The organism is Aquiflexum balticum DSM 16537 (assembly GCF_900176595.1).
GTDB classification, from domain to species: Bacteria; Bacteroidota; Bacteroidia; order Cytophagales; family Cyclobacteriaceae; genus Aquiflexum; species Aquiflexum balticum.
Genome location: NZ_LT838813.1, coordinates 3,977,925 through 4,001,958, shown reverse-complemented (window position 1 = coordinate 4,001,958; position 24,034 = coordinate 3,977,925). Strand labels below are relative to the sequence as shown.

The following is a 24,034-nucleotide window of genomic DNA, read 5'->3' as shown; positions in this document are numbered from 1 at the left end:
GCCGCAGCCTGACCGGCCGGAGCCTCCTTACTCCACCTAGGGTGGTTTCCGGTCCGGAAAGGCAATTAAAATTTGACCTTAACAAAACATCAAAGCCATGAAAACAACAAAATTTACAATTCTCATGCTAGCACTTATTGCCTTTTCCTGTGCAGAATTTTTAGAAGAGAGACCCAATGCCGCCATATTGGTACCCGAGACTGCAGAAGATCTCCGAACCCTTTTAAACAATTCCGGCCAGGTATTCAACATGACCCCAACACTTGGCGAAGTTTCGGCCGGAGATTATTTTACAACAGATGAAGCCCTCAATAGCTTCAATTCACCTGAAGAAAGAAATTCCTACCAATGGGCGGATGATATCTTTGAAGGCAGGTCATCATCTGACTGGAACAGACCCTATTCCCAGATATTCTATGCCAATGTAATCATCAAACAGGCGGATCTGCTAAAAGACAATATTCCTGTGGAAGAATACAATTCCTTAGTTGGAAGTGCTCTATTTCATAGGGCTTTTGCATTATTTCATCTTGTTCAGGTTTTTGCACCGTCATATGTCCAAGGTAATGCTGAATCAGCTTTAGGGCTTCCTATGAGGCTCACACCTGAAATTGAACAACCAGTGATCCGTCCTACTCTTCAGGATAACTACGTCAGTATGATTTCAGACCTGGAAAAGGCAAAAAACCTGCTTTCTGTAACTTCAGTGGCAAAAACATTTCCGACAAAATTTGCTGCCCATGCCTTGTTGTCCAAAATCTATCTTGTATTGGGAGATTATGGGAAATCTTTGGAACACGGAAGAGAGGTCCTTCAAGGCAATTTTGAATTGATGGATTACAACACCATCAATCCAGTTCCGCTTAGACCTTTCAACAATTTTAACAGCGAAATGATTTTTTATGCTGTTATGGATGTATATGCTATTACACTTAATGCAAATATATTTATCGACAACGATCTAATCTCATCCTATTCTGAGAATGATCTGAGAAAAAATCTTTTTTTCAGAAGCCGTCCAAATAACAATTTTGGTTTTAGGGGAAGCTATGTAGGAAACGTAAGGATGTTTTCAGGATTATCTCTTGATGAAGTGCTACTGATCAATGCAGAATCAGAAGCAAGGTTGGGAATGTTCATAGAAGCAAAGGCAACAATGAAAACTCTACTACAAAAACGGTATATAAGTGGCTCTGAACTTCCTGGAGAAAATCTATCAGATGCTGATTTACTGCCATTTATCCTTTCGGAAAGAAGAAAGCAACTGGTTTTCAGGGGAGTGAGATGGTCCGATCTAAAAAGACTGAATCAGGAACCGCAATTCAGTACGGTATTAACAAGGGTTGTCAATGGCCAGACATTGACTTTAGAACCGAATAGTTTAAAATATTCTTTACCAATACCCCCTGATGAAATAAACCTTTCCGGGATCCAGCAAAACCCAAGATAAATCAAAAAAAGCCTGGATCATTTCCAGGCTTTTAAAGTTACCAGTCCAATAAACTATCGCAGGTCTTGCCAAATTCCAGGTTTTACCACTGTCATCTGCCCTGTTTGGGGATTGTTGTTGGAAAAAGTCACCACACAAGGTCGCGGATCATTCTCACAATCATAATCTGAACCCTCTGTAAGTCCTGTCAACGGAACATAGGTACCGTTATCATTTCCAAACTGGATCAAACCCTGCGGTGCAGGTTGGGAAAACGCAAACGCAAACGCAGCTGCCAGCACCAATCCAAGGATAGGCAACATTTTCATTAACTTTTTCATCGTATAGTAATTTGTATCAGGCAGCAAAACTGCCTGATGGGTTGAACATTATTTTGACTATCCCCAAACTCATAATTTGAATTGTGGGAACATGATCGACCGATTGGAAGGAATCCACCATCAGGGACGGTCAGCCCCTCGCACCGCCGGGTTCAGCTTGTCTCTCACCCCAAGCTTCTGAGAGATGCGGCACAAGATTTTGAAATCACCGCCAAACTACCTGTCAGGTATTTGGATTAGGATTTATATTTTTTTTTATTTATCCATAAGACGAATACAATCGATAGGGTCAGCGCAGCATTGAACCAAAAATGTTCTGCCCATCCCATACTTTCCAGAAACCCGGCACAGTTGCAGGGCACCCTTGGAAATGCTCCCCACCAAATGAGGCCCACATAGGTATTGAATACTGTCAACAATAACAGTGAACCTATCAGCCCCCACCACCTCGTCAATGCAAATGCCAGCAAAAGGGCCAAAAGGATTTCCGATATAGGTACCGCGTAGCTGATGATATCAGCCAGTTCTTTGGGGAAAGTCTGATTGTGAAAAGCATTCCAGCTTCTTTTCCAGTCCAGTAATTTCTCCATTCCTGTGTAGGTCCAAATCATTACAAGAATAAAAACAGCGGTCTGTTCAATTACCAGTTTGGACTCCATCATCAAGTTTTTGTTATGGGAAAGCATTTTTAACATCTAATTCCTGCTTTATTTTCCTTGAATTTAACAAAGTGGAAATTCGACTGAAAAAATGTCATTGAATACTTTTCAAAATTTTCCTAAATCAATTTTTGAAAAACGAATTTGGGAAATACCTGTTCATCGTAAATCGTAATTTTTGTCATGAAACATTGAAATTGTTATGTTTGTCTAGAAAGGATTTCAACTTTTAGAAAATTTCATTTTTAAAATGATAAAATATGAAGAAGATTTTGCGGACAGTTTTACTAAAAAAAGAATTTGACCATTTACTTCGGGTCAATGAGAAAACCTATGAGCAACTAGCCCCTTATCTTCAGGTCAAACAATATTCAAAGGGGGAAATTATCAAAAAACCAGGCGAGATAGAACATTATGCAAGATATGTTTACAGAGGTCATATTGCTAAAATGATCCCATCTGAAAAAGGAAGAGACTATAGGGTAAGGATATTTGGCCCGGGAAAAATCGCATCAGATTTAGCCTCCTATTTCAATAATGAAAAATCAGATTTTTACCTAAAAGCGCTGAGTTATGTTTCTGCATTTGAGCTCCATGACGAAGCAGAAAAGATGCTGCTTAAAAAAATCCCTGAAGTAGCAGAATTGGCATCTTATATAAACAGGCAGATTTTAATGGATGCTGTTTTGTGGCATGAAGCATTTAACCTTCCTCGAGAAACCGCATTGAAAAAAATGAGAAAGCATTTTCCACACGAGATGAACCATTTTTCCAATAAAGACCTGGGCTACATGCTTAAATGCTCTGTTTCTACCATTTCCAAAATCAAATCATCGATGGATGAGGTTTATCCTGCCCTATAAGAAAAATCCCCATCTGGTTTAATGCCTCCATAACCACTCTGCTAAAGCATCCTGTTACCTTTTCAAACATTGGCAGGTCTGTCTTACGGATCATATATACTGCTTGATAAAACTTAAGATCTTCAAACTTGGAAATAAATTGAAAAAACGGGCTTAAAAGAACAAGCCTTTCAAAATATACCATAACTTCAAAACCTATACTTTCTCTACCATCTTCTAGAAATTCATTAAACGGTCGCAACCAATGTTTTTCCAAACCGCCAATAGGATTTATTAGAAAAACTTTGTCAAGGTAGGTATATGGAAACTCTTTTGCAGTAGCAAGAATCCTCAAAAAAGACATTTTTGGAAGAATCTTAGTATCCTCCTTCGGTTGGAAAGAAATCATCTCTTGATTTAAAATATTGTATTTACAAATAGGAGAAAAAAAGAATTCTCCCTCTTGAGATTTAATGTATTTGAATTTTGTTTTCCTATACCTTTCAATAACAAAGGCATTGAAATCAACTGTTTCCATTCATGTATAAATTTTGGTCTAGCATTAAACCGGCTTCTGAAAAAACATCATAGAATGCATCGACTGACTTATCCCCACAGGCACGGACACTCAATAATTCTTTCTTTGTACTAAATGAAGCTAATTTCACTAATTGTCCTAAGGTAACCCTGGGTTTACTGGAAGGGATACCCAAAGACAAAAGCTTCTGGGGAGTACACAGCGCATAATCTATCATAGTTGCTACCCTGTACCTCATTGATGACTTGATCCTTTCCTGTAAAAACAACCAATAATCAAAATCCCAATAACTTTTGAAATGTTCGGGAGATTCTCTTTCAAACCAATTAATATCAGAATTAAGATAAATATTTTGGGTAATCCCTTCAATCTCCTTTAGTAAAAGCTTGGGGCCAACATTTTCATTTTGGTTCGGTGTAAAGGAAAGACTGAGAGAAATCACAGGATCACCTTCAATTACAGGATAAGAAGACCAATTCTCAAGCACAAAATTGAAGCTGCTCCTTTCGTAAGAATCAAACCTCCAATAAAACTTACCGGTATGTGAATAAAGGACTTCAAGCTGTTTTTTGGTCATTGCCTGCATAAACAATTCTTCGTTTTAATACATAACTAGGATCTTTTCCGGGACTGGGTAGCTCAAAATTAAAAAAATTGATTCCTGCTATAAAACCAGCCAAACGCTTTTTTAAGGAATTTACCAAATTTGATTTTCTGTAAGTTAATTCAGTAAATACAACAATTATCACCTCTTTACTTTTGGATAAAATACCTATTGGAATTAGGTTTAATTATTAAGGGATTAGTCCTTTTGGATTTTTAAGGTACATATCCACTTTTAAATATTTTGGTCTATTGCATATTTCTCTCAATTAAAATTTGATTTAACCCTAAACAATGTAATGCCGAATGGAAACAATAAATAAACCTACTATCACAAATCAAACTGAATTTAAAGTCCTCAACCCTTATTATAAAATTGTGGATTTTGAAGTCAACAAATGGGCGGAGGAACTCAATTTATTTGAGAATGAAGAGGAAAAAATAATTTCAAAAAACCAACATCTCAACAAATTCACTTCTAGGTTATATCCAAATGCTAACCTTAAGGAACTGCTTCCTATAAGTAAATTGATATTGGTTCTTTTTTTGGCAGATGACAGGGCTGATAGGTTTCATGGTAAAGGAAAGATTGATTTTTGGAAGAATTTGCTTTCGGATTTTGAGCAAGGAACCAACAATGGTCAAGGTATTGTCTGGGGAATGATATTTTCTGAGATCTCACTGATACATTGTAATCATAACCTATCTTCGATTGCGTTGGCAGGAAAAAATTTTCGAAATTTGGTAAGGAATTTTATCAAAGCAGGAATCTGGGAATCAGAAAACCTTTTTGCAAACAACCCTCCCCTACCAAATGAATATCTGAAAAAACTGAAGCACAGTTCTGGAGCGGAAATAGCCATTCATTTCTTAACCCATATCCAAAGCAATAAAATAGATCTGGGAACGCTCTATTCCCCCGAATTAAAACAATTAAGAAAAACCCTACTTTTGATAATCTGCCTATCCAATGACCTTGCATCATTCAGTAAAGAGGAATGTTCAGGTGATTTCCATAATCTGGTTTTGTTGTATGAAATCCATTTCAAACTTAACCGCAAGGAATCAATTGCTAGAGTAATCGAAAAACTAAATCTTCTGAAGAAGAAATACCTATCACTCCTGAAACAGGTTCAGAAAAATCCTGGAATCTGCCCTGAGAAGAAAATTTCAATATGTGATTCTTTTAACGGGTTGTTGCTAGGATGTGAAATCTGGGCGAAAGAGGATACTGGGAGGTATGTGGGAGTTGTCACTATTTCAAATGAAATTGAATTATAGAAAGAATGGGAAAAGGGGATTCCAAATTTCAATAAATAGAAATTAATCACTAAATTTAATATTATAACTGAAAAGCAGGTTCATTCCCAAAGCGTCAATCGTGGCGTAGGCAAAAATACAATAATGTAATTAATTGGAAATTAGACAGTTGTGACTAGGGTTCGAATCCCCCACTCTCTGCATCAGGTCCAGATCGTAAGGTTTGGACTTTTTTTTTGTTCTTTCCCAAACAACGGTTCCAAAACCCGCAAAACTTTTAAAACTTATCAATCCTTCTGAATGAACTGTCGTACATGTCAAAGCGTTTCGCCGCGGCGAATCGAATCCCCCACTCTCTGCATCAGGTCCAAATCATAAGGTTTGGACTTTTTTTTTGGTTCTTTCCCAAACATCGGTTCCAAAACCCGCAAAACTTTTGAAACTTATCCATCCTTCTGAATGAACTGTCGTACGTGTCAAAGCGTTTTGCCGCGGCGAATCTAATCCCCCACTCTCTGCATAACGAAAGCCTAATGCTACCACTTGGGCTTTTTGTTTTTAGTGCCCAAAAGACCAAATTTTTCATAAATGCGCAAAATTTATAAACATCATCCATAGGGTTCTTTGATCTTCAAAAAGATATTCCTCTATTTCTTGAAAAAGTATAGCTGATCAGGTATACACTCCTCCAAATAAAAATATTAGCTCCCCTCGTTTTCTTTAGGTTCAGCTTTCCTTTGTTCTTATTCGAATATCAGACATGTTTTTTTTATTGGAAAAAATCTCAAGAAGATTCCGTGATACTTTCGTGAATATTTCGGTTTACTTTTATCCGTATTTACAACATACACAATATGAAAAAGGTACTAGTAGTCGAAGATGACCCAAATATCAGCCAACTGATTCAGATTCACCTCAAAGACCTTGGCTATCAGATCCAAGTCTCCAATAATGGCAGGATGGGCTATGATTATGCCTCTACGGGTCTTTTTGACCTGATCATTTTGGATATCATGCTTCCTGAAATGGACGGGTTGAGCATCTGTCAAAAACTCAGGGCCTTGGATAATTTTACTCCTATACTAATGATTACAGCCAAATCCGAAGAAATCGATAAAGTGATGGGGCTGGAATCCGGTGCTGATGATTACATCACCAAACCCTTCAAAATCAGGGAATTTATAGCCAGAGTAAAAGCCATCATGAGAAGGCAAGACCAATTTGTTCTTTTGAACAACAGAAATGAGGAAGCTGTGCGGTTTGAAAATCTGGAAATCGATGAAAAAAGAAGAAAAGTCCTGCTCAACCAAAAAAGAATTGACCTGACTCCAAAAGAGTTTGACCTGCTTACGCTTTTGGCCAAAAGTCCTGGCAGAAGTTACAGTAGGTCTGAGCTTTTGGAACTGATCTGGGGCTATGATTTCAGTGGCTATGAGCACACTGTCAATGCCCATATCAACCGACTGAGATCAAAAATCGAGATTGATGCCAACAATCCAACCTTTATCCTGACGACCTGGGGCATTGGCTACCGCTTCAATGACGAATGGTAATATGCCCTTGACTATAAATATATGATGATATGAAAAGTCTATTTTGGAGAATTTCTTTGGTTTTCACACTTGTGATGATGGTAGTGGGCTTTGCTTACATCATGATCACCACCATTGCATCCAAAAACTATTTTCTGGAAACCACACAAAAACTGAACGCTACGGTTGCTGATTATTTGGTCAAAGAAGCTCCTCCATTCAAAAACGGTGAAGTCAACGAGGATGCTTTGGGTGTAATCATGCATTCCATGATGGCTGTCAATCCAAGTATTGAGGTTTTTCTTCTGGATCCTGAAGGGGAAATACTTTCCTTTGTGGTTTTGGACTCGAAGGTGAAGCTAAAAAGGGTAGATGTCAAACCCGTAAAGGAATTTATTGAATCGGGTGGATCCCGCTTTATTCTCGGAGATGACCCAAGGTCAAATGGCTATCAAACCATTTTTTCTGCCACGGAGGTTATTGAAGATGGCAAACTTTTGGGGTACGTCTACATTACCTTGGCCAGCGAAAAATTTGAAGAGGTGGCAGCTGGTTTATTGGGAAGCTATTGGCTCAAATTGACCTTGAATTCTTTCTTGATCACGATGGTTATTTCCCTGATCATTTCCCTGCTGCTGACAGCATTTTTGACAAGGAATCTCCGGGAAATAGTCAAAACCGTAAGCAAATTTAAAGACGGAGACCTTCAGGTAAGAATCCCGGAAATGAAGACCAATTCTGAACTTTCATTGCTTGCCTCCACTTTCAACCAAATGGCAGACAATATCCTCCATAATATGGAGGAACTCAAAAAAGTAGACAGTCTACGACGGGAATTGATTGCAAATGTCTCCCATGATCTCCGCAATCCTTTGGCTGTAATCAACGGCTATGTAGAAACAATGATGATCAAGGGTGATCAGATCTCCAAATCCGAAAGAGAGCAATACCTGAAAATTATCTCTGACTCCTCAGATAGGCTCACCAAACTGGTGGCGGATTTGTTTGAGCTGTCCAAACTGGAATCCGGGCAGATGCATTTAAAATTGGAACCTTTTAGAATCCAGGAATTGCTTTTTGACGCCTGCCTGAAATTTGAACTTTTGGCAAAGGCCAAAAAAATAGACCTTGTCGCAGATATTTCCCCTTCCCTTCCCATAGTGAAAGCAGACCTTTATTTATTGGATAGGGTAATCCAAAACCTGATTGATAACGCTGTCAAATATGCTCCCGAAAACGGAAAGATAACCCTCAGGGCATTTTATTGCAACACTACCTACAAAGTCTGTGTGAGTATCAAAAATACCGGTTCGGGAATACCACAAAAAGATTTGGGTTCCCTCTTTGAAAGGTATTACATGGTGGACAGGGATAAGAAAGGAATAGAAGGCTCCGGTCTGGGTTTGGCAATAGTCAAAAAAATTCTCGAGGTCCACGATTCAAACATTCAGGTCTTCTCTGATTCTTCCACCTTTACTGAATTCGTTTTTGAACTTGATCCGATGAGGTCCAATTAACTGTAATTTATTTATCCCTTATTCAGTTTTATCAATTTTGACTGGCTCAAGAATTTAAAGGATTGGCAGATTCAATAGCAACCGGGTCTAATGGCTATCTCTTGTTCTGGTTGATTTGACCATAATGAAGTGCATCTTCTTCAAATCTTTACTGAAACATAAAAAAAAGGGAATGAATCCTCATCCCCCGTTTTATAAAATAAATAGACCAAACAAAATGTTATTCCAATTGGGCATTTCCAAAAGGAATGGCAGCAGCTCCGCACCAAATGATAACGTGTGTAAACTTATTGTCCAGATTGCCCTGAAGTTCATAGAAATGCGCACCAGGCATATTTGCCAATCCCAACAGCTGAAAACTTCCACTTTCATTTAATCTCAACGAAGCGGAGGTGGATAGGTAGACCGTGACTGTACCTGTTGAAAACTTGGTAGTAAAATTTTCACTCAGGGAGATAAAATATTTCCCTGCCTGATCTTTTACAAGTTGGGCGGTTCCTCTTGTCCCCGCTCCGCTCTGGTTTGATAAGGTACCGCTCTTGAGTACTTGAAGCGGTCCTGTAACCATCACTTGGTCTTCCATCGGAATTTCGTCTGACACATTATCACATGACAGCAGGAAGAACGACATCATCAATAAAATAAGGCTTAATTTTTTCATGTTGAATTGGTTTAACTGTGGAAATTGACAAGGCTTCTGAATAAAATCCTGTCTCTTGAATAAGTGATTTTATTTTTGTTTTTAAGTTCATTCATGACAGCTGTCACTGTTTGCCTGCTTGTATCAGCGAGTTTTGCAAGATCTTCATGGGACAGCCATATTTTTAGCAAAGTTTCATCTCCAAATTTCTGACCTGCTTTTTGGGCAAGATTCAGGAGTGTTTCTTTGATGCGATAAGCGGCATCTGTGTTTAAGAGCCTTTTGTGTCTGAGATTCAATTTTTTAAAATCCTCTAAAACCAGGGTTGAAAGACCTGCAATGGAATTTGCGGTAGTGTCAAAATGGATTTCAGAGAGTTGGATAAAATGGATTTCGGTATCATTAGATAGTGTGATAGCAGAATTACTGGAATATGCTTCAGGATGAAATAGGGCATCCCATTCTCCAAAAATCTCTCCTTCAGTTTTGATGGCATGGATTATTTGTTCACCGGATCCAGTCAATTCACACAGCTTCACTGCACCGTTTTTCACCATGAAAAGCTTATTTGCCAATTCTCCCTGTCGGTACACTGTTTGGAATTTCCCCAGTTTCTTGAATGGCAGAAACATCAATCCGACAGGGAAGATCCTTTTCCCTGAAGAGTAATCGGATAATTTATTGATGTGATTCATTTTGTTGGGGGTTTGAGGTTATAAAAGATTCCGATACCAAAAACTCCACCTGAGTAGATATTCTTTCTATCAAACAAGAAGTCATTGAAATTGCGATAGGTAAGACTCAGATGAAATTCTTTGTAGACCGGAGCGCTGAGGCCCAAAGTGTAACTTGTGTATTCAGTGCCATCCCCTCTTACAAAATCTGTCACTTCGGTAATTTCATCAACTGAGGTCAATCCATTCATCCGGACGTTGAACCAGACTTTATCTGCAATTTTATAACCCAATTCCACCCCAACAGCAACCTGATCGCTGAATGAAATGCCATCATATTGTGTCCTGTAATTGTACGATCCAAACAAGGAACCATAAAAAGGAAAATCTCCCAAGGCAAACGAAGTGGCCAATGTAGTCCAGACATTGAATTCACCGTCCCCACTTGGAAGATTGATTCTTTCAAAGTCATTGACAGTACTGTTGGCAAAATTATTGGCCTTCCCTGTCGGAATTTCAGGAGCAACACTGATCGCTAAGGGGAAATATTTCTTCAATAAGGAATGTTTGAATTCGAGTCTCAGGTCACCGAGTCCTGATACAGTTTCGGTAGTTTCAAATCCATTGAAGTTCTGTAAAGGCAAATTTGCAATGATGGTGAATTTGTCAGTCACCCCATATTCTCCATAAAAGACGATGCTTTGCTGGTGAAACCTATTGGTCACAAGCCTTTCTCCATCAAGAGTGAAGTAATCCTTGGAATTGAAAGTATAAAATGAGGTTTGGAAAAAGCCTTCCCCTTTTGTTTTTGTCCATCCACTCTGACCACTGGCTTCCTGCACCACAAACACCAATGCCAAAATCTGAAAGAATTTTAGATTTTTCATATCTCGAGATTTAAGCGTCCCAATTACTCAGGGATACTGATGGGAAATTATTGCAGCCTTGCATTTCCAAATGGAATGCCCACTGATCCGCACCAAAGTATGACGTGTGAATACTTCCCTAAATCAGTTCCCGATGGTATTCTGAAGAAATTTTCTCCTGCATTTCTAACAGGACCAACCAACAATAAATTTGGATTGCCATTTCCCGGATCTGGGGTAAAAGTATCCGAGGTAGAGAGATAAACCGTCACAGTTCCCGTTGCCAAGGCTGTCCGGAAAGCATTGTTGAACGCCAAAAAAACTGTTCCTTGAGTATCGGTACCAATAGTGGCCGTACCTGTGCTTCCTGCACCGTTTTGGTCTATAAAAGTACCGGAACGCTGTACGGTAAGGTTACCGTTTGGTAATGCAGAATCGATGATCATTGGATCTGTGTCATCAGAACAAGCTGCAAAGATGACAACAGCAAGAAATACAATTACTTTTTTCATAAGAGAATTGATTTTGTTTAGGTCAAAATTGCCCAAGAGATATCACAAAAAAATCACGAAAAAGTAAAGTTTAATATTTCAATTTCCACTAAGCCAATTGTTTTTTGACTGCTTAAAAAAATCATCAATCCCGTTAATTGTTATTCCCAATTCCGGATTTAATCTGCTATTACATCCTCCAATCCAAAGCTTGATAAGATATACAAAGTCCAAAAGCCAAACATTCCGGAAAAGTTCAATTTATCTTTTGTGCAGTTGATAACTGAACCAAAACGATTGGGGGCTATCTGATTCTTTTTGAATAGTAAATTGTGAATCCAACAACAATATTTATTGGAACAACTGGGGAGCAAACTGAGTCCGGTACACTCTCTTGATCTTTCATATTATCCAATCTTATAACTTTTAACTAAAATTCAAAGTTTTAGACAGCGCTTAGATTACAGCCTCCTAATTAGTGGAATTAAGGGATTTTTTTCAGAAATTCTCTAGTTTGTTTTTCAGATTTTCAAGTTCTTTTTTCCTTTTCAAATAAATCCTATGTTCCCAACCTGAAGCATAATTCGATAGGATAAAAAATATCATAACTGCAATGAGTACCCAAATTGATCTGCCGCTGTCCCAAAGTCCAAGTATAACCAATAGTCCAACTGGGAGGACATTCCAGCGCCCAAGGATTGAAAACCAGATTTGATAACCTGCCAAAGAAATGGCATGTTCCAGATCTCCTAACATACTCCGATCATACTTCTTATTTGAACTGATTCTTTTTACCCTACTTGCTGAAACTATGAAGGAAGTACCGAGCATCCAAGCGGCTAAGAGGTACATAAAGACATTTTCATTTCCTTTTACCAGATTCATTACAAGAACGAAGCTTCCCGCAAGGATATTGACCACGATCCACAATAGTTCGCTAGTATTGGTGATTCGTTGACCCTTATTTTTATTTGACTGTATCAGATTGTTCATAGTTTTTTCATTGATGCCAAATAGCATTTCATTGTTTTGTGCATCCCATATTTTTTTCATTTCTTCAAATTTCATGATCGTTGTATGTGTTTAGTTTTGAGATAAGCAGTTTTTTGATCCGGTTAATCTTCACCCCAACATAAGATTCCGAAATTCCCAGGATATTGGACATTTCCTTATAACTGAAGTCATCTAATAGCAGCAAGGTCAAAGAACGGTCTATATCATCCAATTGGTGAATCTTTGCATAAAGCCAATCCAATCTAGGATCCATAGGGACATAGTTTTCCTGCAATACATGTTGAACATTCTCCAAAGGTTCATGACGATGCCGCTCAGTATTTCTCCCCCATTTGATGGCAGTGTTTAAAGAAATTCTATAAATCCAAGTAACAGGACTAGACTCTTCCTTAAAAGAATTTACTGAATTCCAAATTTGGATGCAGATCTCCTGAAAAAGGTCATCCTGATCTTCCAAAGAACTCGCGTAAGCTCTTACAATTTTAAAGACCAAGGCCCTGTACTGCATTAACCAAGTTTCAAATATTATATGCTGTCTGGTTCTTGTCACTTTCGGTTCTTTATTGCATTAGTACCAAAATGCTAGATGATTCTTACAAATTGAATGGAAATAATGAAAAAATTATTAATAAAAAGTCCTTGAAATAAATTCCAAGGACTAATATTAGATCAGCATTTGGCTACCTACAATTACCAAACTATTCGGATTCCCTACATAATAAATGTTGTGAAATTCAGGTTTTACTCAAAATTTCCGATATTTTCCATCAAGAAACTGATTGGCTCCCTTTTCGGCAAATTTGGCTTTTTTGCTGTCCCAATGAAGGGTTTGGTTTGGGAAACGACCCGCAATTACCCCTAATAGAATCGTTTCGGTAAGCCTGGCCGAATAAGAAAAAGGAGCGCTGCATTCATCTTTACCCAAACAGGCATCCACAAACTGATGGTAATGTTTTTTGCTCTCTGAATCGTAATCCTTTACGGGTGCTCCCAAATTAAAAGATTCAATATCCATCTTTTGGTATTGTCCGTCAACAATAAGCCTTGGGAGTTGTTGGAAGTGAGGCAAGAGCAATCGTCCTTTTTCCCCCATAAACATGGCACCTTGGTCAGGAAGTGCATCTCCATTGGGAAGAGCTAAATCAGTATGTGAAGCAGGAGCACCTTCACCATCATACCATACCCATTTGAGCGTATCTGCTGTGTATTTTGTACCAGGAAATTCATAGGTCACGGTATTGTTTTCCGGAAATCCAAAGCCGGTAGGTTGACGGCACTCATTGACTATTGTCATGGGAACATCCAGTTCCAGGGCATTGTATGGGGTATCAAAGATATGTACTCCCATATCGCCGAGTGTTCCGCATCCGTAATCCATGATTTTTCTCCAGTTGCCAGGATGGTAATAGCCTTCCTTATAGGGACGTTCGGCAGCAGTTCCCTGCCATAGATTCCAATCCAGGTTTGATGGCACAGGATCACTACCCGTTGGGGCAGGGCCGTCGTAACCCCAATTTTTTGGAGACCAGGCCCTTACCGTATGCACTTTACCAATGATTCCGGATTGAATCAGCAGTGTTGCCAGTTTATAATCGTAAAAGGAGTGAACCTGAATTCCCATTTGGGTGATCAGATTTTTTTTCTCTGCCATTTTTTTCATGGCCCTTGCCTCTGAAACATGATGGGTCAAAGGTTTTTGACAATAAACCTGTTTATCCAACTTCATAGCCATCAAAGATGCGGGGGCATGGGTATGATCCGGTGTGGAAACGATTACCGCATCGATGTCGTTTTTTAACTCATTCAGCATCGTCCTGTAGTCCACATAAATTTTAGCGTTGGGATGGAGCGCTTTGGCTTTCGCCAATGCCGAGCTGTCCACATCACATAGGGCCACCACATCGACAAGCGCATGTGAGGAGATAGCATCCAAGTCAGCCATTCCCATTCCGCCAAGTCCTATATGGGCAGTTCTGAGCCGTCCATTCTTGCGGGCTTGGGCAATTAAAGTTGGGGCCATGCCTAAACCCAAAACCACCAAACCGCTTTTTTTGAAAAATTCTCTTCTTGCTATATTTTTCATATGTTTTTCAAAATTTTGAAATGTAAGATAATTAAATGCTATCGCAGGCGAAATTAAGGCTATAATTTATGCTGAATTAATTTATTCTCAGAAGTTGAATCAAAGTTTACGGAAAATATAACTGATTAATTCCCAAAATCCACTACTACTCCCCTTTCACATATTTCCTCCAATTATGCTCTTCTTTAAAACCCAGGACTTCCCGTATTTTACGGTTTGAGAACAAGGCTTCATGTTCACCCAATTCCTTGGTGAGCGGCACACCCGGAAAAAACCTTTCAGCCAATTCTTTGCTTGGAATAATCGCACCATTGTGGTCATTTCCGGCATTGAAAATCTGAAAACCCAAATCATCTTTTTGCAGGCACAGGTCCACGATCTGTCCCAGGTCACGGGCATCAATATAACAGAAAGCATTCCTGCGGCGGACTTCGGGATGTTTGAAATAATGAGGAAACAATTCAGCATATTCATGGGGTTCTATCACATTGCCAATGCGAAGGGCATAGATATCAAAGCCTGACCTGCGTTGAAAACTTCGGGCTGTTTGTTCGTTGACCACCTTGGATAAACCGTAGCTGTCCATGGGATCCACATCATAGTCTTCTTCCAAGGGCAGTGAATGTGGATCAGTTTGGCCATCCGAAAAACAAACCCCATAAGTAGTTTCAGAGGAAGCGATGATGATTTTCTTGATGCCAAGCTTGACGGCCGCTTCAATTACATTGTAAGTGCCTATGGCATTGACCCGAAAAGTCTCATTGTCAGGTTTGATCAGAATCCTGGGCACGGCAGCAAAATGGACTACTGCATCAAACTTGGGTATGCCCTTCCCTCCTTCCAACTCATCCAAAGCTGCATAGGAACTCATCGCATTGAACATCTGTCCGGAATCGGTGATATCTGCGGTCAGGTTGTCAACTCCCGGATAATGCAATGGTGTCAAGTCCACATTCATCACCCGATGTCCTTGGTCGAGTAAGTATGGGATTACATGTTTTCCTGCCTTTCCTGATCCGCCGGTGAAGAATATGCGTTTTTTGGTCATAGGGTTTTTAAATGATTATGGCTTTAATTTTTCTATAAATCAGCAAGTACAGGTTCAAATAATATAGCTAAAATTTAAATTCAGAGAAGGAATTGCCATATGGCTTTTGGAATTTCAATTATTTAAACATAGCCCCTTTTAGCCTTATTTCCAATTCACCCAAATGGATTTTACCGTAACCTATTCACTTGGTTTCATAAAATCTACCCTACTATCTGATTGCTGGCTTATTTACCATCCAAAGCAAAAAAGCATTGAATAATGTCTCCGATGCAAACCATTTTTCAAATGTTGTTTTAAATATTACCAATAACATCCAGAACAAATAGGCCAAAGAAAATCCATAGGATTACTGATAGTGTTTTGTCAGAAAAAACGGCTTTCACAAAATTTCCCTTTTGTGCCAATACATAAAAAAAAAAGACTGATGATAATCGAAACTGTTTGAGGTAAAATTTTTAAGCAATCTCTAATCCAGTTCTTTTTACTAAATCGATCAGAGGAGAAGTATCATTATTATTAAATCTATTCTTACCAACAAGAAAAGGCTCAATTTTCGAATTTACTTTTCTAGTTAGACTCCATATTTTCCCACTTAAATGATCATCTTCATAATCAGTCACTAACATGATATCAATGTCACTGTCATCAGTCGCTGTATTTGACAAATAGCTACCATACAGATAAGCTTTATTGATGGTTATACCCTCTGAACGTAAAACAAAAATATATTTTTTCAATATCTCTACAATCTCATTTTTAGCCATTGCAACAAACTTTTAGTTTTTTCTATGTATTCATTTACTTTTAAAATGTCAGGTTTGACAGGATTATAATCCGGATAACGCCCTTGCAATTGATACTTCATTAAAATCCCCAGAAATATTTCGGTGTCATCATCAAATATCAAGGCTGCTTTTTCAGATAAATAAATCAAGTTATGCGACCTTGGGGCAACCTCTCCAGTTGTTTTTACTACATGGGCTTTAATTGCTTTCTCAATTACAAGATGGCAGAAAAACAATCCATGGAGAATCCTATTTTCTTTGATCAGTAAATCTGCTATTGATAAATCCTCCTCTGCTCCCTTTATCCAATAATCTACCTGTTTCTTTAAATCTATCATATTTCACAATCAAGATAACCAAAGTTAGTAAAAACTATCAATGAAAAGTTTCATTCTTTTGAGGTTTTCTTGCTTAAGATGCGGTATGAATATTTATAAAGTGTTAGTATTCGAAGCCAATTAATTCTGTTTTGAACAAAAGTTTAATAGAAGTATTTTGCTTTTTAATAACCCTATAACTATTCTTTCATAATGCCTATGTTAGCCTCTTGCTGCCCTATTTATCCTCCAAAGCAAAATAGAATTGATCAATGTCACCAATGCAAACCATTTTTCAAATGTTGTTTTAAATATTACCAATAGTATTCAGTACAAATAGGCCAAAAAAAATCCACAGGATCACTGATAGTATTTTGTCAGAAAAAACAGCGCTGACGAAATTCCCTTTTTGGGCAAGAACATAAATGAAAAAGAGACTGTTGATAATCGAAAAAGATTCAAAAGTGTACATCTCCTGATCTGATTGCAATCTTCCGCCCCATACAATATCATAAGGTATTATTTTCAACACAATCAAAAAATGTAATATCAAAACAGCAGCTGTAATTGCTATCAATATCTTGATACTTAAGGATTGAGTGATTTTCGTGGTAATTAATTTCGGAAGTCAGTCTTCCCTATTTGGTGTTTGAAATTCTAAGCATGCTTCACCTAAAAATAAGTTTTTTACAGTATAAATGCTATTTCAATTTACTTAGGAAGTTTTCCGTCTTTTTGCATTTGGGAAAGAAATAGCTTGGACTCATTGACTACAGACCTTATGGTATCTGCCGACATATTTTTTGGGTTCATTCTACTATAAAAAGTATCCCTTATCATATCAAATAAAGTGAAAGCCGATTCCTTAGATAAATTAACTTCATCCTGCCAAAGTGGTAAAATCGCCTGATCTATTTTATGGTTGATATTATCAAATATATTTTTGTAATCGGGAAATTGACTGTTACGGATAAGTTGTCTATGAAACAGAACAGTATCTTTATATTCCATCAACAAATTTATTACCCCAGGATCAAATGATCCCAACTTAAAAATTTCTTCCGTCATTTCATTTGCAAATCTTTTATGCATTTGGAGCATTTGGTTGATAAAAATCTCCTTATTGACAAAAAAATGATAAAAACTTGATTTATTTAGTTGCAGGATTCGTGCAAGTCGTTCTACTTGGATACCCTCAGGACCATCCTCACCAAAAAGCTGATATCCTACTGATAACCAGCTTTTTTGATGTTCTTTTAATTTAGACATAATATCATTTTGTTTTGCTGTGGTTGATGAAAGTCTTAAAGCAAATCTACTTTTTAAAGACTATGTAATTTGAAATTACCAAATTAATTGTTTAAAAAAACTTAAATCAAATAAAACGCAGAACCAAAACAAGATCTATAAATCTTAAAAGATAAACTTTTTAAAGTTTCAATTATAAAAATCAAATGGTTTTTAGAATATTTCACTGATTTTTTTTGATTGTAGATTGGAATTTTAGAACTGAAAAAAATGACAAATTCCTTAATTAAAAAAAGAGGTCAGAACAAAGTATTGATCAATCGCGAAATAATCTCCGAAACGGGGATTTCGATAAGTATCACAAACAAAAATGGAACCAAAGTCAAAACCATCAGAGGCAATAAATCTCTTATCTGAAAAGGCAGTAATCTCATATTCATTACATTTTCCAATACAGCATTAAAGTCTGCGAAAGAAGCTACATAGGAAATGTCTTCAGCATTTTCACCTTCCGGATTTCGGTTATGAAGGGTTTTCAAATCCACCTTATTATACACATGTTGGATCCCATCGTAAAGTTCGAAAATACATTTCTCTTTGAAATCGAGAAGTATTTTGGAAAAAACAAACAACGGATAAGTAAAAAACCCGGCAATAAATAGCAGATAACCTAATAAAATCAACCTAAATTCAATCAGTTTCATCCCATCGACTAACATTAAATCAGCCATATTTCCAGCAATGGATACCGAAATAGCAAAACATACGGGGGAAAAATAGGAAATACTAAATGCCAAAAACCCAAGACCTCCCGCTTTATCTGCATGAAATGGGGATAGGTAAAGATTCAACTTGGCTATTCCTGCCAAAATTCTTCCCCAAACCAAGACCCTTAATATCCACCTGTATATTAAAAACAAAGTAATAGGTCTGCTGACAATTACCGCCCATTTCCCTACTATATTCAGAAATGCTTCTCCATTACTTTCTCCAAACTGCCATGCTGCAACTGAAGTGTATTGTGCCTCAAAAAAAAGAATGGATCCTACTTGAATATAGCATATCACCAGCAAGAAGATGTCAGTCCATGGATTTTGAAGAAAGTTGGTTTTTTTCTTGACTATTGATTTAAACTCTTCCACTTGGTTTTTGGGAATCAACCCGGAATCCAGGAATTGAACCAAAGTTTTTATCAACCTTCCACCGACCAAAGGCTCCGCAAGGATAAGGATGGGCAAGGAAATTAAAAATCTTGTTTGCGCCTCCGCAGAAGTGATAAAAGAACCCTCTATACTACCGGTCCAAAAGTTGCCATGGATTAAGGAAAGGATGACCAAAGGCAACCAACACAATCCAACAGCAATCAATACCTTGACTTTCAATTCTTTTTTTTCGGATAATTTCAATCCGATTTTTCTTAAGATCCGATCAAAATTACTTTTACCAAATGAAAATTCATCCATCTTTAACCTATTGAAATAAAGCTGTTAATTCTACTTAAAAATTTGAATAAAATTATTTTGTAAGTACAGATCTCCCACAAAGTCCCTGTACATGTCGGGCGTTGTAATCAACTTCGATTCCTTCTTCTGCAAATTTTCATTTACAGGTCCTTTACAAGCAAAATTTCCAGCAAAGATCATCCATAAATTGTATGATGTTATTCCATCAATTCAAATTCCCCAGGCTTCCATGTTTTATCAAATAGTGCTTGCTGTGTACCATAGGTTCTGATCAGTGGAAACCATCCTTCACCGACATTGGTTTGTAGCCAGTTGCTTTCTTTGCCTTCCGGTGCTTTTGGACCGATATACAAATCCACACTGCCATCTGCGTTTATAACCAGATTCTTATCTCTCGAATCGACACTAGTAGCCCTTAGTTTATCTGTTGCGTTTTTATTGTCGATAAAACAGCGGGTGTTTTCGCTGTATAAAGTCAATGCCCAGAAATTAGAAGCCGGAATACCTGCCGGTAAATGGATCTTGTATGTATTTGACCCAAGTAAGAGGTTGCCATCTTTATCTTCTTTGGTGGTTAAATAACTCGTAGTACCTGGTCCTGGCGTATTGGATTGCATGCCTGCTGTTACGGTTACAGCTTCGTAATAATACTGTGTACTTTCATCTAAGAAATAATTCGACTCACTGGTCTTGGTTAACGGGAAATTGGTTAACTCTCTGTACCAACTGCTATTTTCATAATATGGCTCATCTTGACGCGGTTGTATTTGGTTAGCTTTAACCATCAGTTCGCCCAAATTGGCACCTTCCGTTAGAATCTTTTTTAGTTGTTCTGAAGGATTAAAGGCTTGACCATTTTCAATACCCATATATTTTAAGTAGGTATAGAAAATTTTATCTTCTTCCTTCTGTGGCTCATTTTGAATAAACTGGTGCACCAATTCAAAATACTTTAAGCCCCTGAAAGGCATGCCCTCAAATCGCTTGCCGGTATTGGAAATGAATTTCGCCGGATTTAAAACCTCCCCATATTTGCCAACAAGAAAATTCTCTTTCATCTTTTTGATTTCCGCTTCATCAGTGGACAGAAATCGGGTGCCAATCATTATTTTACTGGTTGGACTGTTAATAACAATGTACCCTTTGGTATTTAGATTTGAAGCATCATATCCTTTTGGAAGAATAAGGTATTTACCGCCTTTTCCCTTATCTGCGCCATTTAACCCTAAATCGCCTAAGGAAAGTTGATAAAAATCCATTACTGCTCCCGCAGAAGCACCGGCGGGATAATCAATAACCACAGGCCCCGTTTTAGAAAGATCTGCCCAACTGATCACATAAGGGGTGGTAGCGTTAGCGGTAAGTATCCCTACTTTTTCATTGAATGATTTGTATTCTACAAAATCCAAATCTGCTCCGCCATAGACTTCAGCATGCGCATTGTACCACATTTGAAAAGTGGTTACCGGAAGCGACCATTGATACACTTCAATGGCCCTTTGTACACTCAATTGGTCATTCAGTTTAGCAATGGATTCTTTGGTGATATAACTTTGGGTCAATTGAATGTCACCAAAATTGGTTTTAATCAATTCATCGCCTTCCAATGTAGCCTCAGCAAGTGAAACAGTATTGTTAGCTACTGGTGCATCTTTCGATTGCGGTTGATTGCATGCAGTGATTACTCCAATTAGTGTAATCATTGACAGTGCTTTGAATTTTATTAGTCTCATTTTCAAATCTTTAAATATTTCATTTTCAACCTTCTTCAAGACCGGTCTTTTCCAACTGCCAATAGACGAAGTTGAAGTCATTTGTGTTTTTTCGAATCGGCCTGCTACCAAGTTGTTAGCAGGTGAAATTCACTGTCAAGGTTCTTGCGACTCCTTCTTTTATGGCATCTGCTTCATCTGAGGCGCGGTCCACTTGCCTTGCAGCACCTCTTCTTTCGGCCAATAGATCCGCAAGTAAGCTGAGAATGGTCCCTTGGGTGCAGGCAGCCAGTTGGACTCCAGCTCCTTGCCGGGTGACTCGTTTTGGATGTAGAGCGTGAGGCCGCCATCGGCATCCATTTTCAGCTTCGGCAGCATCGGCGAGTTGATGAGATAGCGGTCGATCGGATTGGCCACCAGCAAGCTTTCCGGCAGTTGATACATGGTGAGCGACCAAAACGCATTCGCGGGTGGCAGTTGGCCCTTCGGGAAATGTAGCGTATAGCGGTTCGCGCCGTCGAGCTTTTGGCCGCTGGCGTCAGTGAAATAAATAGGGTACATCGCTTCCTGCTTTGAATTTCCCCAAATGCCAATGGTTGCAAGCCAGCGGTTGAAGTAATTGTTTTTCATGGATACACGCGTGCCGAAGACATCACCGGCGGTAATTTTGCCTTCCGCCAATAACTTCGCGCCGTCCGCAAATTCTTTCCAGGCGTCGGCTATGCCTTCCTCGAAGGCTTTCTTCATTTCAGGGGAAAGCTGCGTGGCATCAAAGGTCTTTCCGGCGCCGATTCCAATCTTGGCGAACCGCTCCATGAGTTCCTTCTCGGAGGGAACAGTCGGACTGAATTGCAGGACGAAATTCAGGATATTGAACACCTCGAGTGAGCTTTTCTGCTCTTCTTGGCTGATCGGCTTGATGAAGTCGATGGCCGGTGCGGGGCTGGGCGCGGGCTGGCCGAGAAACTGGCTCAAGGGCTGCACCTTGTACTCCGATTGGATCCTCTTCACGTTGTCGAGGTCGGTCGGATCGAAAAGCTGGGTGCGGTAGATAAGGGTGTTTAACTCGGTCTCGGACTGGATGACCTCCTTGATTCCCTGCGGTTTCTCACCCTTCCAATTCGGGCCGGCCAGCATGATGGTACCCGCTTCGTTACCAGTAGTTCGGCTGCCGGCATAAGCAAAGTTGAAAGTTTAGGCGTCGATGAACTGAATCGAATAATAGCGACCTTCTGGAATTTCCGGGACCGTCAGAACGAGCGGTTCGGTCCGGAGATCCGCACCGACAAAGGAGTACGGTGTGTCAGAATTGGGAGTCTGGACGGCTTTGTCCTCCGGGGTGTAGACGCGCGGGATGTTGTGGACCTCATTCCACTGTCCCTTGTATTCGGGGTCGGTCTTGTCAACGAAGTAGCCGTATTGGATGCGGTAGCCGTCCACCATGGGATAGCCGTAGATATAGGCCTCCTTTGCAATGGCCTTTATTGAATCAAGTGATAAATTTTTATCAGTATAGCTTGTGCCAGATTGATTCTGATTGCATGCAGCTAGCGAAAACAACCCAATTGCAATCAAAAATGAAATAATATTGTTTTTCATATTTTTTCAGTAATAATTTGTGTTTCAATAAAAGTAAATACTTTTTCAAACAAAAATTAATAGGATTTTCAGATTCATGGTTTTCTATTATTAGTTTGAAAGAAATAAGAGATTCTTTTTAATTTGATTTTTTGATTCAAATCAAAAGTCAAGTCATTTCAGACTTAGTTTTTGATTTTTATTGTTCTAGCCGCTCACTTGGAACCATTTCAAAACCCAACTGCCTCATTACATCTGCCTCGTTGTAAAAGGTCAAACTTTTCTTGATTTTACCGTTTTCTACGAGATAGTTAGAATTGGCCCAAATAATAACAGATTCTCCATCCTTAAATTCAATTTCCAATTCGGCCCAATTGGCTACCCAATCACCCTTACTTTCACCATCAGGAATTGTCACTGAGGCAAAGCGCGATCTGTTATAATGAATTTTATTGTAAAGGTTTTCAACATTCCATTTCCAGTTGGCCACCGCATCATCTTTTCCAATTGAATCTCCATAAGAGGGTCCGACACCTAAATAGTCTGCATCGAGCATATTTCCCATTCCCTCAAAATCAAGATTTTCTACTGCATGGACATATTTTTTTACTACTTCAATATTTTGGCTGTGGTCGCTTTCAGTTGATGATTTACAAGACATTAAAGCAAATGTTACAGCAACTATTATGATAAGATTTTTCATATTTCAGTATTTATTTGATTGTATATCCTTTGCCTTCAATACATACCGAAAAAGCCTTCTTGAAATTTTCAAGCATGGCTGTTTCTTGTGCAGAAGCACTGGCATGGGCCTTTTGATTCTGTTGAGCCTGTGCCTGCTGTCCTGCTCGTCTTCCTCGAAGGGCACCGGCTGTAGCACCAATGGCGGCACCTTTCCCGGCATCACCTGCAATAGCACCAATGGCAGCTCCTGCAGCTGCTCCTTTTGCAGAGCCAATGACCGCTCCTCCTGTAGGGCCAGTGGAGTCTGTAACCTCTATTTTGGGTATGTTTTGAGGATCGATTCCAGATTGGTCCACCGCCCATTTGTAGCATTCAAACTCATCCTGTTTTTGTTGGTTTTGGCTTTGGTTTTTGCTTGGAAATACAAACAAACCTAAGGATTGGGAAATCTGATTATAAGTGATTTTGGTGGTATCCGGAATTGCCTGCATCGTTGGCACTTGGGCATATGCCTTATAAAATGACATTGCAAATAGCATTATGAATGCAACCGCAATCTCTCTGAATAATTTTTGATCTTTCATGTTCAATTCAATTAAATGTTTTTCCTAAACTACGAGAACTTCTAAATCAAAAAATGCTTCGCAAGAATATGTGTAAATCAAACCCACTTGGTTTTTTAGAATAAAAAATTCTGAGCATTGCTT

General features: G+C 38.7%; 26 protein-coding genes and 1 pseudogene. 5 read left to right on the top strand and 22 right to left on the bottom strand.

Annotated features, from left to right (window positions below; translation table 11 throughout):
• The first annotated feature begins 97 nt into the window (after window positions 1–97).
• A complete protein-coding gene (locus B9A52_RS16860) occupies window positions 98–1,450 on the top strand; it encodes a RagB/SusD family nutrient uptake outer membrane protein (protein ID WP_084121580.1) in 1,353 nt (450 codons plus the stop codon).
• A 53-nt stretch (window positions 1,451–1,503) separates the two neighbouring features.
• On the opposite strand, the gene B9A52_RS16855 is transcribed toward B9A52_RS16860, so the two are convergent.
• Entirely contained in the window at window positions 1,504–1,770 is a 267-nt protein-coding gene (locus tag B9A52_RS16855) for a DUF6520 family protein (RefSeq protein ID WP_084121579.1), read from the bottom strand.
• A 236-nt stretch (window positions 1,771–2,006) separates the two neighbouring features.
• Complete coding sequence (locus tag B9A52_RS16850; RefSeq protein ID WP_084123567.1) at window positions 2,007–2,432, bottom strand: MauE/DoxX family redox-associated membrane protein; 426 nt, start codon at window positions 2,430–2,432, stop codon at window positions 2,007–2,009.
• 257 nt (window positions 2,433–2,689) lie between these two features.
• On the opposite strand from B9A52_RS16850, the gene B9A52_RS16845 reads away from it, so the two are divergent.
• Window positions 2,690–3,292, top strand: coding sequence for a Crp/Fnr family transcriptional regulator (locus tag B9A52_RS16845; RefSeq protein ID WP_084121578.1), 603 nt, complete (start codon window positions 2,690–2,692; stop codon window positions 3,290–3,292).
• Here the strand turns inward: B9A52_RS16845 and B9A52_RS16840 are convergent.
• Together B9A52_RS16840 and B9A52_RS16835 are read right to left on the bottom strand one after the other, a co-directional pair.
• The gene (locus tag B9A52_RS16840) at window positions 3,255–3,809 is read right to left on the bottom strand and encodes a hypothetical protein (RefSeq protein ID WP_084121577.1); all 555 of its coding nucleotides are present in this window, start codon (window positions 3,807–3,809) and stop codon (window positions 3,255–3,257) included. The two genes, B9A52_RS16845 and B9A52_RS16840, sit on opposite strands and share 38 nt — an antisense overlap.
• A complete protein-coding gene (locus tag B9A52_RS16835) occupies window positions 3,796–4,395 on the bottom strand; it encodes a hypothetical protein (RefSeq protein WP_157370193.1) in 600 nt (199 codons plus the stop codon). Before B9A52_RS16835 ends, B9A52_RS16840 begins: the two co-directional genes overlap by 14 nt.
• A 323-nt stretch (window positions 4,396–4,718) precedes the next feature.
• Here B9A52_RS16835 and B9A52_RS16825 point away from each other — a divergent pair, with 323 nt between their 5' ends.
• The 3 genes from B9A52_RS16825 to B9A52_RS16810 all read left to right on the top strand — a co-directional run bounded on the left by B9A52_RS16825 (window position 4,719) and on the right by B9A52_RS16810 (window position 8,721).
• Entirely contained in the window at window positions 4,719–5,693 is a 975-nt protein-coding gene (locus B9A52_RS16825) for a terpene synthase family protein (protein ID WP_084121574.1), read from the top strand.
• A gap of 833 nt (window positions 5,694–6,526) precedes the next feature.
• The gene (locus B9A52_RS16815) at window positions 6,527–7,225 is read left to right on the top strand and encodes a response regulator transcription factor (RefSeq protein WP_084121572.1); all 699 of its coding nucleotides are present in this window, start codon (window positions 6,527–6,529) and stop codon (window positions 7,223–7,225) included.
• Window positions 7,226–7,254: 29 nt separating this feature from the next.
• The gene (locus tag B9A52_RS16810; RefSeq protein ID WP_084121571.1) at window positions 7,255–8,721 is read left to right on the top strand and encodes a sensor histidine kinase; all 1,467 of its coding nucleotides are present in this window, start codon (window positions 7,255–7,257) and stop codon (window positions 8,719–8,721) included.
• Between the two features lie 220 nt (window positions 8,722–8,941).
• Here the strand turns inward: B9A52_RS16810 and B9A52_RS16805 are convergent, their stop codons facing one another.
• The 18 genes and pseudogenes from B9A52_RS16805 to B9A52_RS16725 all read right to left on the bottom strand — a co-directional run bounded on the left by B9A52_RS16805 (window position 8,942) and on the right by B9A52_RS16725 (window position 23,911).
• The gene (locus B9A52_RS16805; RefSeq protein ID WP_084121570.1) at window positions 8,942–9,382 is read right to left on the bottom strand and encodes a DM13 domain-containing protein; all 441 of its coding nucleotides are present in this window, start codon (window positions 9,380–9,382) and stop codon (window positions 8,942–8,944) included.
• 11 nt (window positions 9,383–9,393) lie between these two features.
• Window positions 9,394–10,056 (bottom strand): Crp/Fnr family transcriptional regulator, encoded by a 663-nt coding sequence (locus B9A52_RS16800; RefSeq protein WP_084121569.1) that lies wholly within the window; start codon window positions 10,054–10,056, stop codon window positions 9,394–9,396.
• Window positions 10,053–10,922 (bottom strand): hypothetical protein, encoded by an 870-nt coding sequence (locus tag B9A52_RS16795; RefSeq protein WP_084121568.1) that lies wholly within the window; start codon window positions 10,920–10,922, stop codon window positions 10,053–10,055. Before B9A52_RS16795 ends, B9A52_RS16800 begins: the two co-directional genes overlap by 4 nt.
• 47 nt (window positions 10,923–10,969) lie before the next feature.
• A complete protein-coding gene (locus B9A52_RS16790) occupies window positions 10,970–11,413 on the bottom strand; it encodes a DM13 domain-containing protein (RefSeq protein WP_084121567.1) in 444 nt (147 codons plus the stop codon).
• 477 nt (window positions 11,414–11,890) lie between these two features.
• On the bottom strand, window positions 11,891–12,445 hold the full coding sequence (locus B9A52_RS16785; protein WP_157370192.1) for a hypothetical protein: 555 nt from the start codon (window positions 12,443–12,445) through the stop codon (window positions 11,891–11,893).
• Window positions 12,446–12,449: 4 nt separating this feature from the next.
• Window positions 12,450–12,956: an RNA polymerase sigma factor gene (locus B9A52_RS16780; RefSeq protein ID WP_084121565.1), complete on the bottom strand. Its 507-nt coding sequence runs from the start codon at window positions 12,954–12,956 to the stop codon at window positions 12,450–12,452.
• Between the two features lie 195 nt (window positions 12,957–13,151).
• On the bottom strand, window positions 13,152–14,489 hold the full coding sequence (locus tag B9A52_RS16775) for a Gfo/Idh/MocA family protein (protein ID WP_084121564.1): 1,338 nt from the start codon (window positions 14,487–14,489) through the stop codon (window positions 13,152–13,154).
• A gap of 145 nt (window positions 14,490–14,634) precedes the next feature.
• Window positions 14,635–15,537: an NAD-dependent epimerase/dehydratase family protein gene (locus B9A52_RS16770; RefSeq protein WP_084121563.1), complete on the bottom strand. Its 903-nt coding sequence runs from the start codon at window positions 15,535–15,537 to the stop codon at window positions 14,635–14,637.
• Window positions 15,538–15,995: 458 nt separating this feature from the next.
• The gene (locus B9A52_RS16765) at window positions 15,996–16,304 is read right to left on the bottom strand and encodes a nucleotidyltransferase domain-containing protein (RefSeq protein ID WP_084121562.1); all 309 of its coding nucleotides are present in this window, start codon (window positions 16,302–16,304) and stop codon (window positions 15,996–15,998) included.
• Window positions 16,283–16,663 carry a HEPN domain-containing protein gene (locus tag B9A52_RS16760; RefSeq protein WP_084121561.1) on the bottom strand — a complete coding sequence of 127 codons (381 nt, stop codon included), beginning with the start codon at window positions 16,661–16,663 and terminating at the stop codon, window positions 16,283–16,285. The genes B9A52_RS16765 and B9A52_RS16760 overlap by 22 nt, the downstream gene beginning before the upstream one ends.
• Window positions 16,664–16,949: 286 nt before the next feature.
• Window positions 16,950–17,219, bottom strand: coding sequence for a hypothetical protein (locus tag B9A52_RS16755; RefSeq protein WP_084121560.1), 270 nt, complete (start codon window positions 17,217–17,219; stop codon window positions 16,950–16,952).
• A 134-nt stretch (window positions 17,220–17,353) separates the two neighbouring features.
• The gene (locus tag B9A52_RS16750; protein WP_084121559.1) at window positions 17,354–17,911 is read right to left on the bottom strand and encodes a TetR/AcrR family transcriptional regulator; all 558 of its coding nucleotides are present in this window, start codon (window positions 17,909–17,911) and stop codon (window positions 17,354–17,356) included.
• Window positions 17,912–18,189: 278 nt separating this feature from the next.
• Window positions 18,190–19,353 carry a hypothetical protein gene (locus B9A52_RS16745; protein ID WP_084121558.1) on the bottom strand — a complete coding sequence of 388 codons (1,164 nt, stop codon included), beginning with the start codon at window positions 19,351–19,353 and terminating at the stop codon, window positions 18,190–18,192.
• A 197-nt stretch (window positions 19,354–19,550) separates the two neighbouring features.
• Window positions 19,551–21,056: a DUF1254 domain-containing protein gene (locus tag B9A52_RS16740; protein WP_172805230.1), complete on the bottom strand. Its 1,506-nt coding sequence runs from the start codon at window positions 21,054–21,056 to the stop codon at window positions 19,551–19,553.
• A 189-nt stretch (window positions 21,057–21,245) separates the two neighbouring features.
• Window positions 21,246–21,626 (bottom strand): DUF1214 domain-containing protein, encoded by a 381-nt coding sequence (locus B9A52_RS26220; RefSeq protein WP_231955654.1) that lies wholly within the window; start codon window positions 21,624–21,626, stop codon window positions 21,246–21,248.
• A 426-nt stretch (window positions 21,627–22,052) separates the two neighbouring features.
• Window positions 22,053–22,508, bottom strand: a pseudogene (locus B9A52_RS26215) (DUF1254 domain-containing protein); the annotation flags it as partial.
• A gap of 334 nt (window positions 22,509–22,842) precedes the next feature.
• Window positions 22,843–23,346: a nuclear transport factor 2 family protein gene (locus tag B9A52_RS16730; RefSeq protein ID WP_084121556.1), complete on the bottom strand. Its 504-nt coding sequence runs from the start codon at window positions 23,344–23,346 to the stop codon at window positions 22,843–22,845.
• 10 nt (window positions 23,347–23,356) lie between these two features.
• Entirely contained in the window at window positions 23,357–23,911 is a 555-nt protein-coding gene (locus tag B9A52_RS16725) for a glycine zipper domain-containing protein (RefSeq protein WP_231955272.1), read from the bottom strand.
• Window positions 23,912–24,034 lie beyond the last annotated feature (123 nt).

Coding starts and splice junctions, on each gene's coding strand:
- B9A52_RS16860 (WP_084121580.1), top strand. CDS start 98: ATGAAAACAACAAAATTTACAATTCTCATGCTAGCACTTATTGCCTTT.
- B9A52_RS16840 (WP_084121577.1), bottom strand. CDS start 3,809: ATGGAAACAGTTGATTTCAATGCCTTTGTTATTGAAAGGTATAGGAAA.
- B9A52_RS16770 (WP_084121563.1), bottom strand. CDS start 15,537: ATGACCAAAAAACGCATATTCTTCACCGGCGGATCAGGAAAGGCAGGA.
- B9A52_RS16805 (WP_084121570.1), bottom strand. CDS start 9,382: ATGAAAAAATTAAGCCTTATTTTATTGATGATGTCGTTCTTCCTGCTG.
- B9A52_RS16845 (WP_084121578.1), top strand. CDS start 2,690: ATGAAGAAGATTTTGCGGACAGTTTTACTAAAAAAAGAATTTGACCAT.
- B9A52_RS16850 (WP_084123567.1), bottom strand. CDS start 2,432: ATGATGGAGTCCAAACTGGTAATTGAACAGACCGCTGTTTTTATTCTT.
- B9A52_RS16790 (WP_084121567.1), bottom strand. CDS start 11,413: ATGAAAAAAGTAATTGTATTTCTTGCTGTTGTCATCTTTGCAGCTTGT.
- B9A52_RS16785 (WP_157370192.1), bottom strand. CDS start 12,445: ATGAAAAAAATATGGGATGCACAAAACAATGAAATGCTATTTGGCATC.
- B9A52_RS16750 (WP_084121559.1), bottom strand. CDS start 17,911: ATGTCTAAATTAAAAGAACATCAAAAAAGCTGGTTATCAGTAGGATAT.
- B9A52_RS16855 (WP_084121579.1), bottom strand. CDS start 1,770: ATGAAAAAGTTAATGAAAATGTTGCCTATCCTTGGATTGGTGCTGGCA.
- B9A52_RS16815 (WP_084121572.1), top strand. CDS start 6,527: ATGAAAAAGGTACTAGTAGTCGAAGATGACCCAAATATCAGCCAACTG.
- B9A52_RS26220 (WP_231955654.1), bottom strand. CDS start 21,626: ATGTACCCTATTTATTTCACTGACGCCAGCGGCCAAAAGCTCGACGGC.
- B9A52_RS16730 (WP_084121556.1), bottom strand. CDS start 23,346: ATGAAAAATCTTATCATAATAGTTGCTGTAACATTTGCTTTAATGTCT.
- B9A52_RS16760 (WP_084121561.1), bottom strand. CDS start 16,663: ATGATAGATTTAAAGAAACAGGTAGATTATTGGATAAAGGGAGCAGAG.
- B9A52_RS16775 (WP_084121564.1), bottom strand. CDS start 14,489: ATGAAAAATATAGCAAGAAGAGAATTTTTCAAAAAAAGCGGTTTGGTG.
- B9A52_RS16800 (WP_084121569.1), bottom strand. CDS start 10,056: ATGAATCACATCAATAAATTATCCGATTACTCTTCAGGGAAAAGGATC.
- B9A52_RS16795 (WP_084121568.1), bottom strand. CDS start 10,922: ATGAAAAATCTAAAATTCTTTCAGATTTTGGCATTGGTGTTTGTGGTG.
- B9A52_RS16740 (WP_172805230.1), bottom strand. CDS start 21,056: ATGATTACACTAATTGGAGTAATCACTGCATGCAATCAACCGCAATCG.
- B9A52_RS16765 (WP_084121562.1), bottom strand. CDS start 16,304: ATGGCTAAAAATGAGATTGTAGAGATATTGAAAAAATATATTTTTGTT.
- B9A52_RS16835 (WP_157370193.1), bottom strand. CDS start 4,395: ATGCAGGCAATGACCAAAAAACAGCTTGAAGTCCTTTATTCACATACC.
- B9A52_RS16745 (WP_084121558.1), bottom strand. CDS start 19,353: ATGGATGAATTTTCATTTGGTAAAAGTAATTTTGATCGGATCTTAAGA.
- B9A52_RS16825 (WP_084121574.1), top strand. CDS start 4,719: ATGGAAACAATAAATAAACCTACTATCACAAATCAAACTGAATTTAAA.
- B9A52_RS16810 (WP_084121571.1), top strand. CDS start 7,255: ATGAAAAGTCTATTTTGGAGAATTTCTTTGGTTTTCACACTTGTGATG.
- B9A52_RS16725 (WP_231955272.1), bottom strand. CDS start 23,911: ATGAAAGATCAAAAATTATTCAGAGAGATTGCGGTTGCATTCATAATG.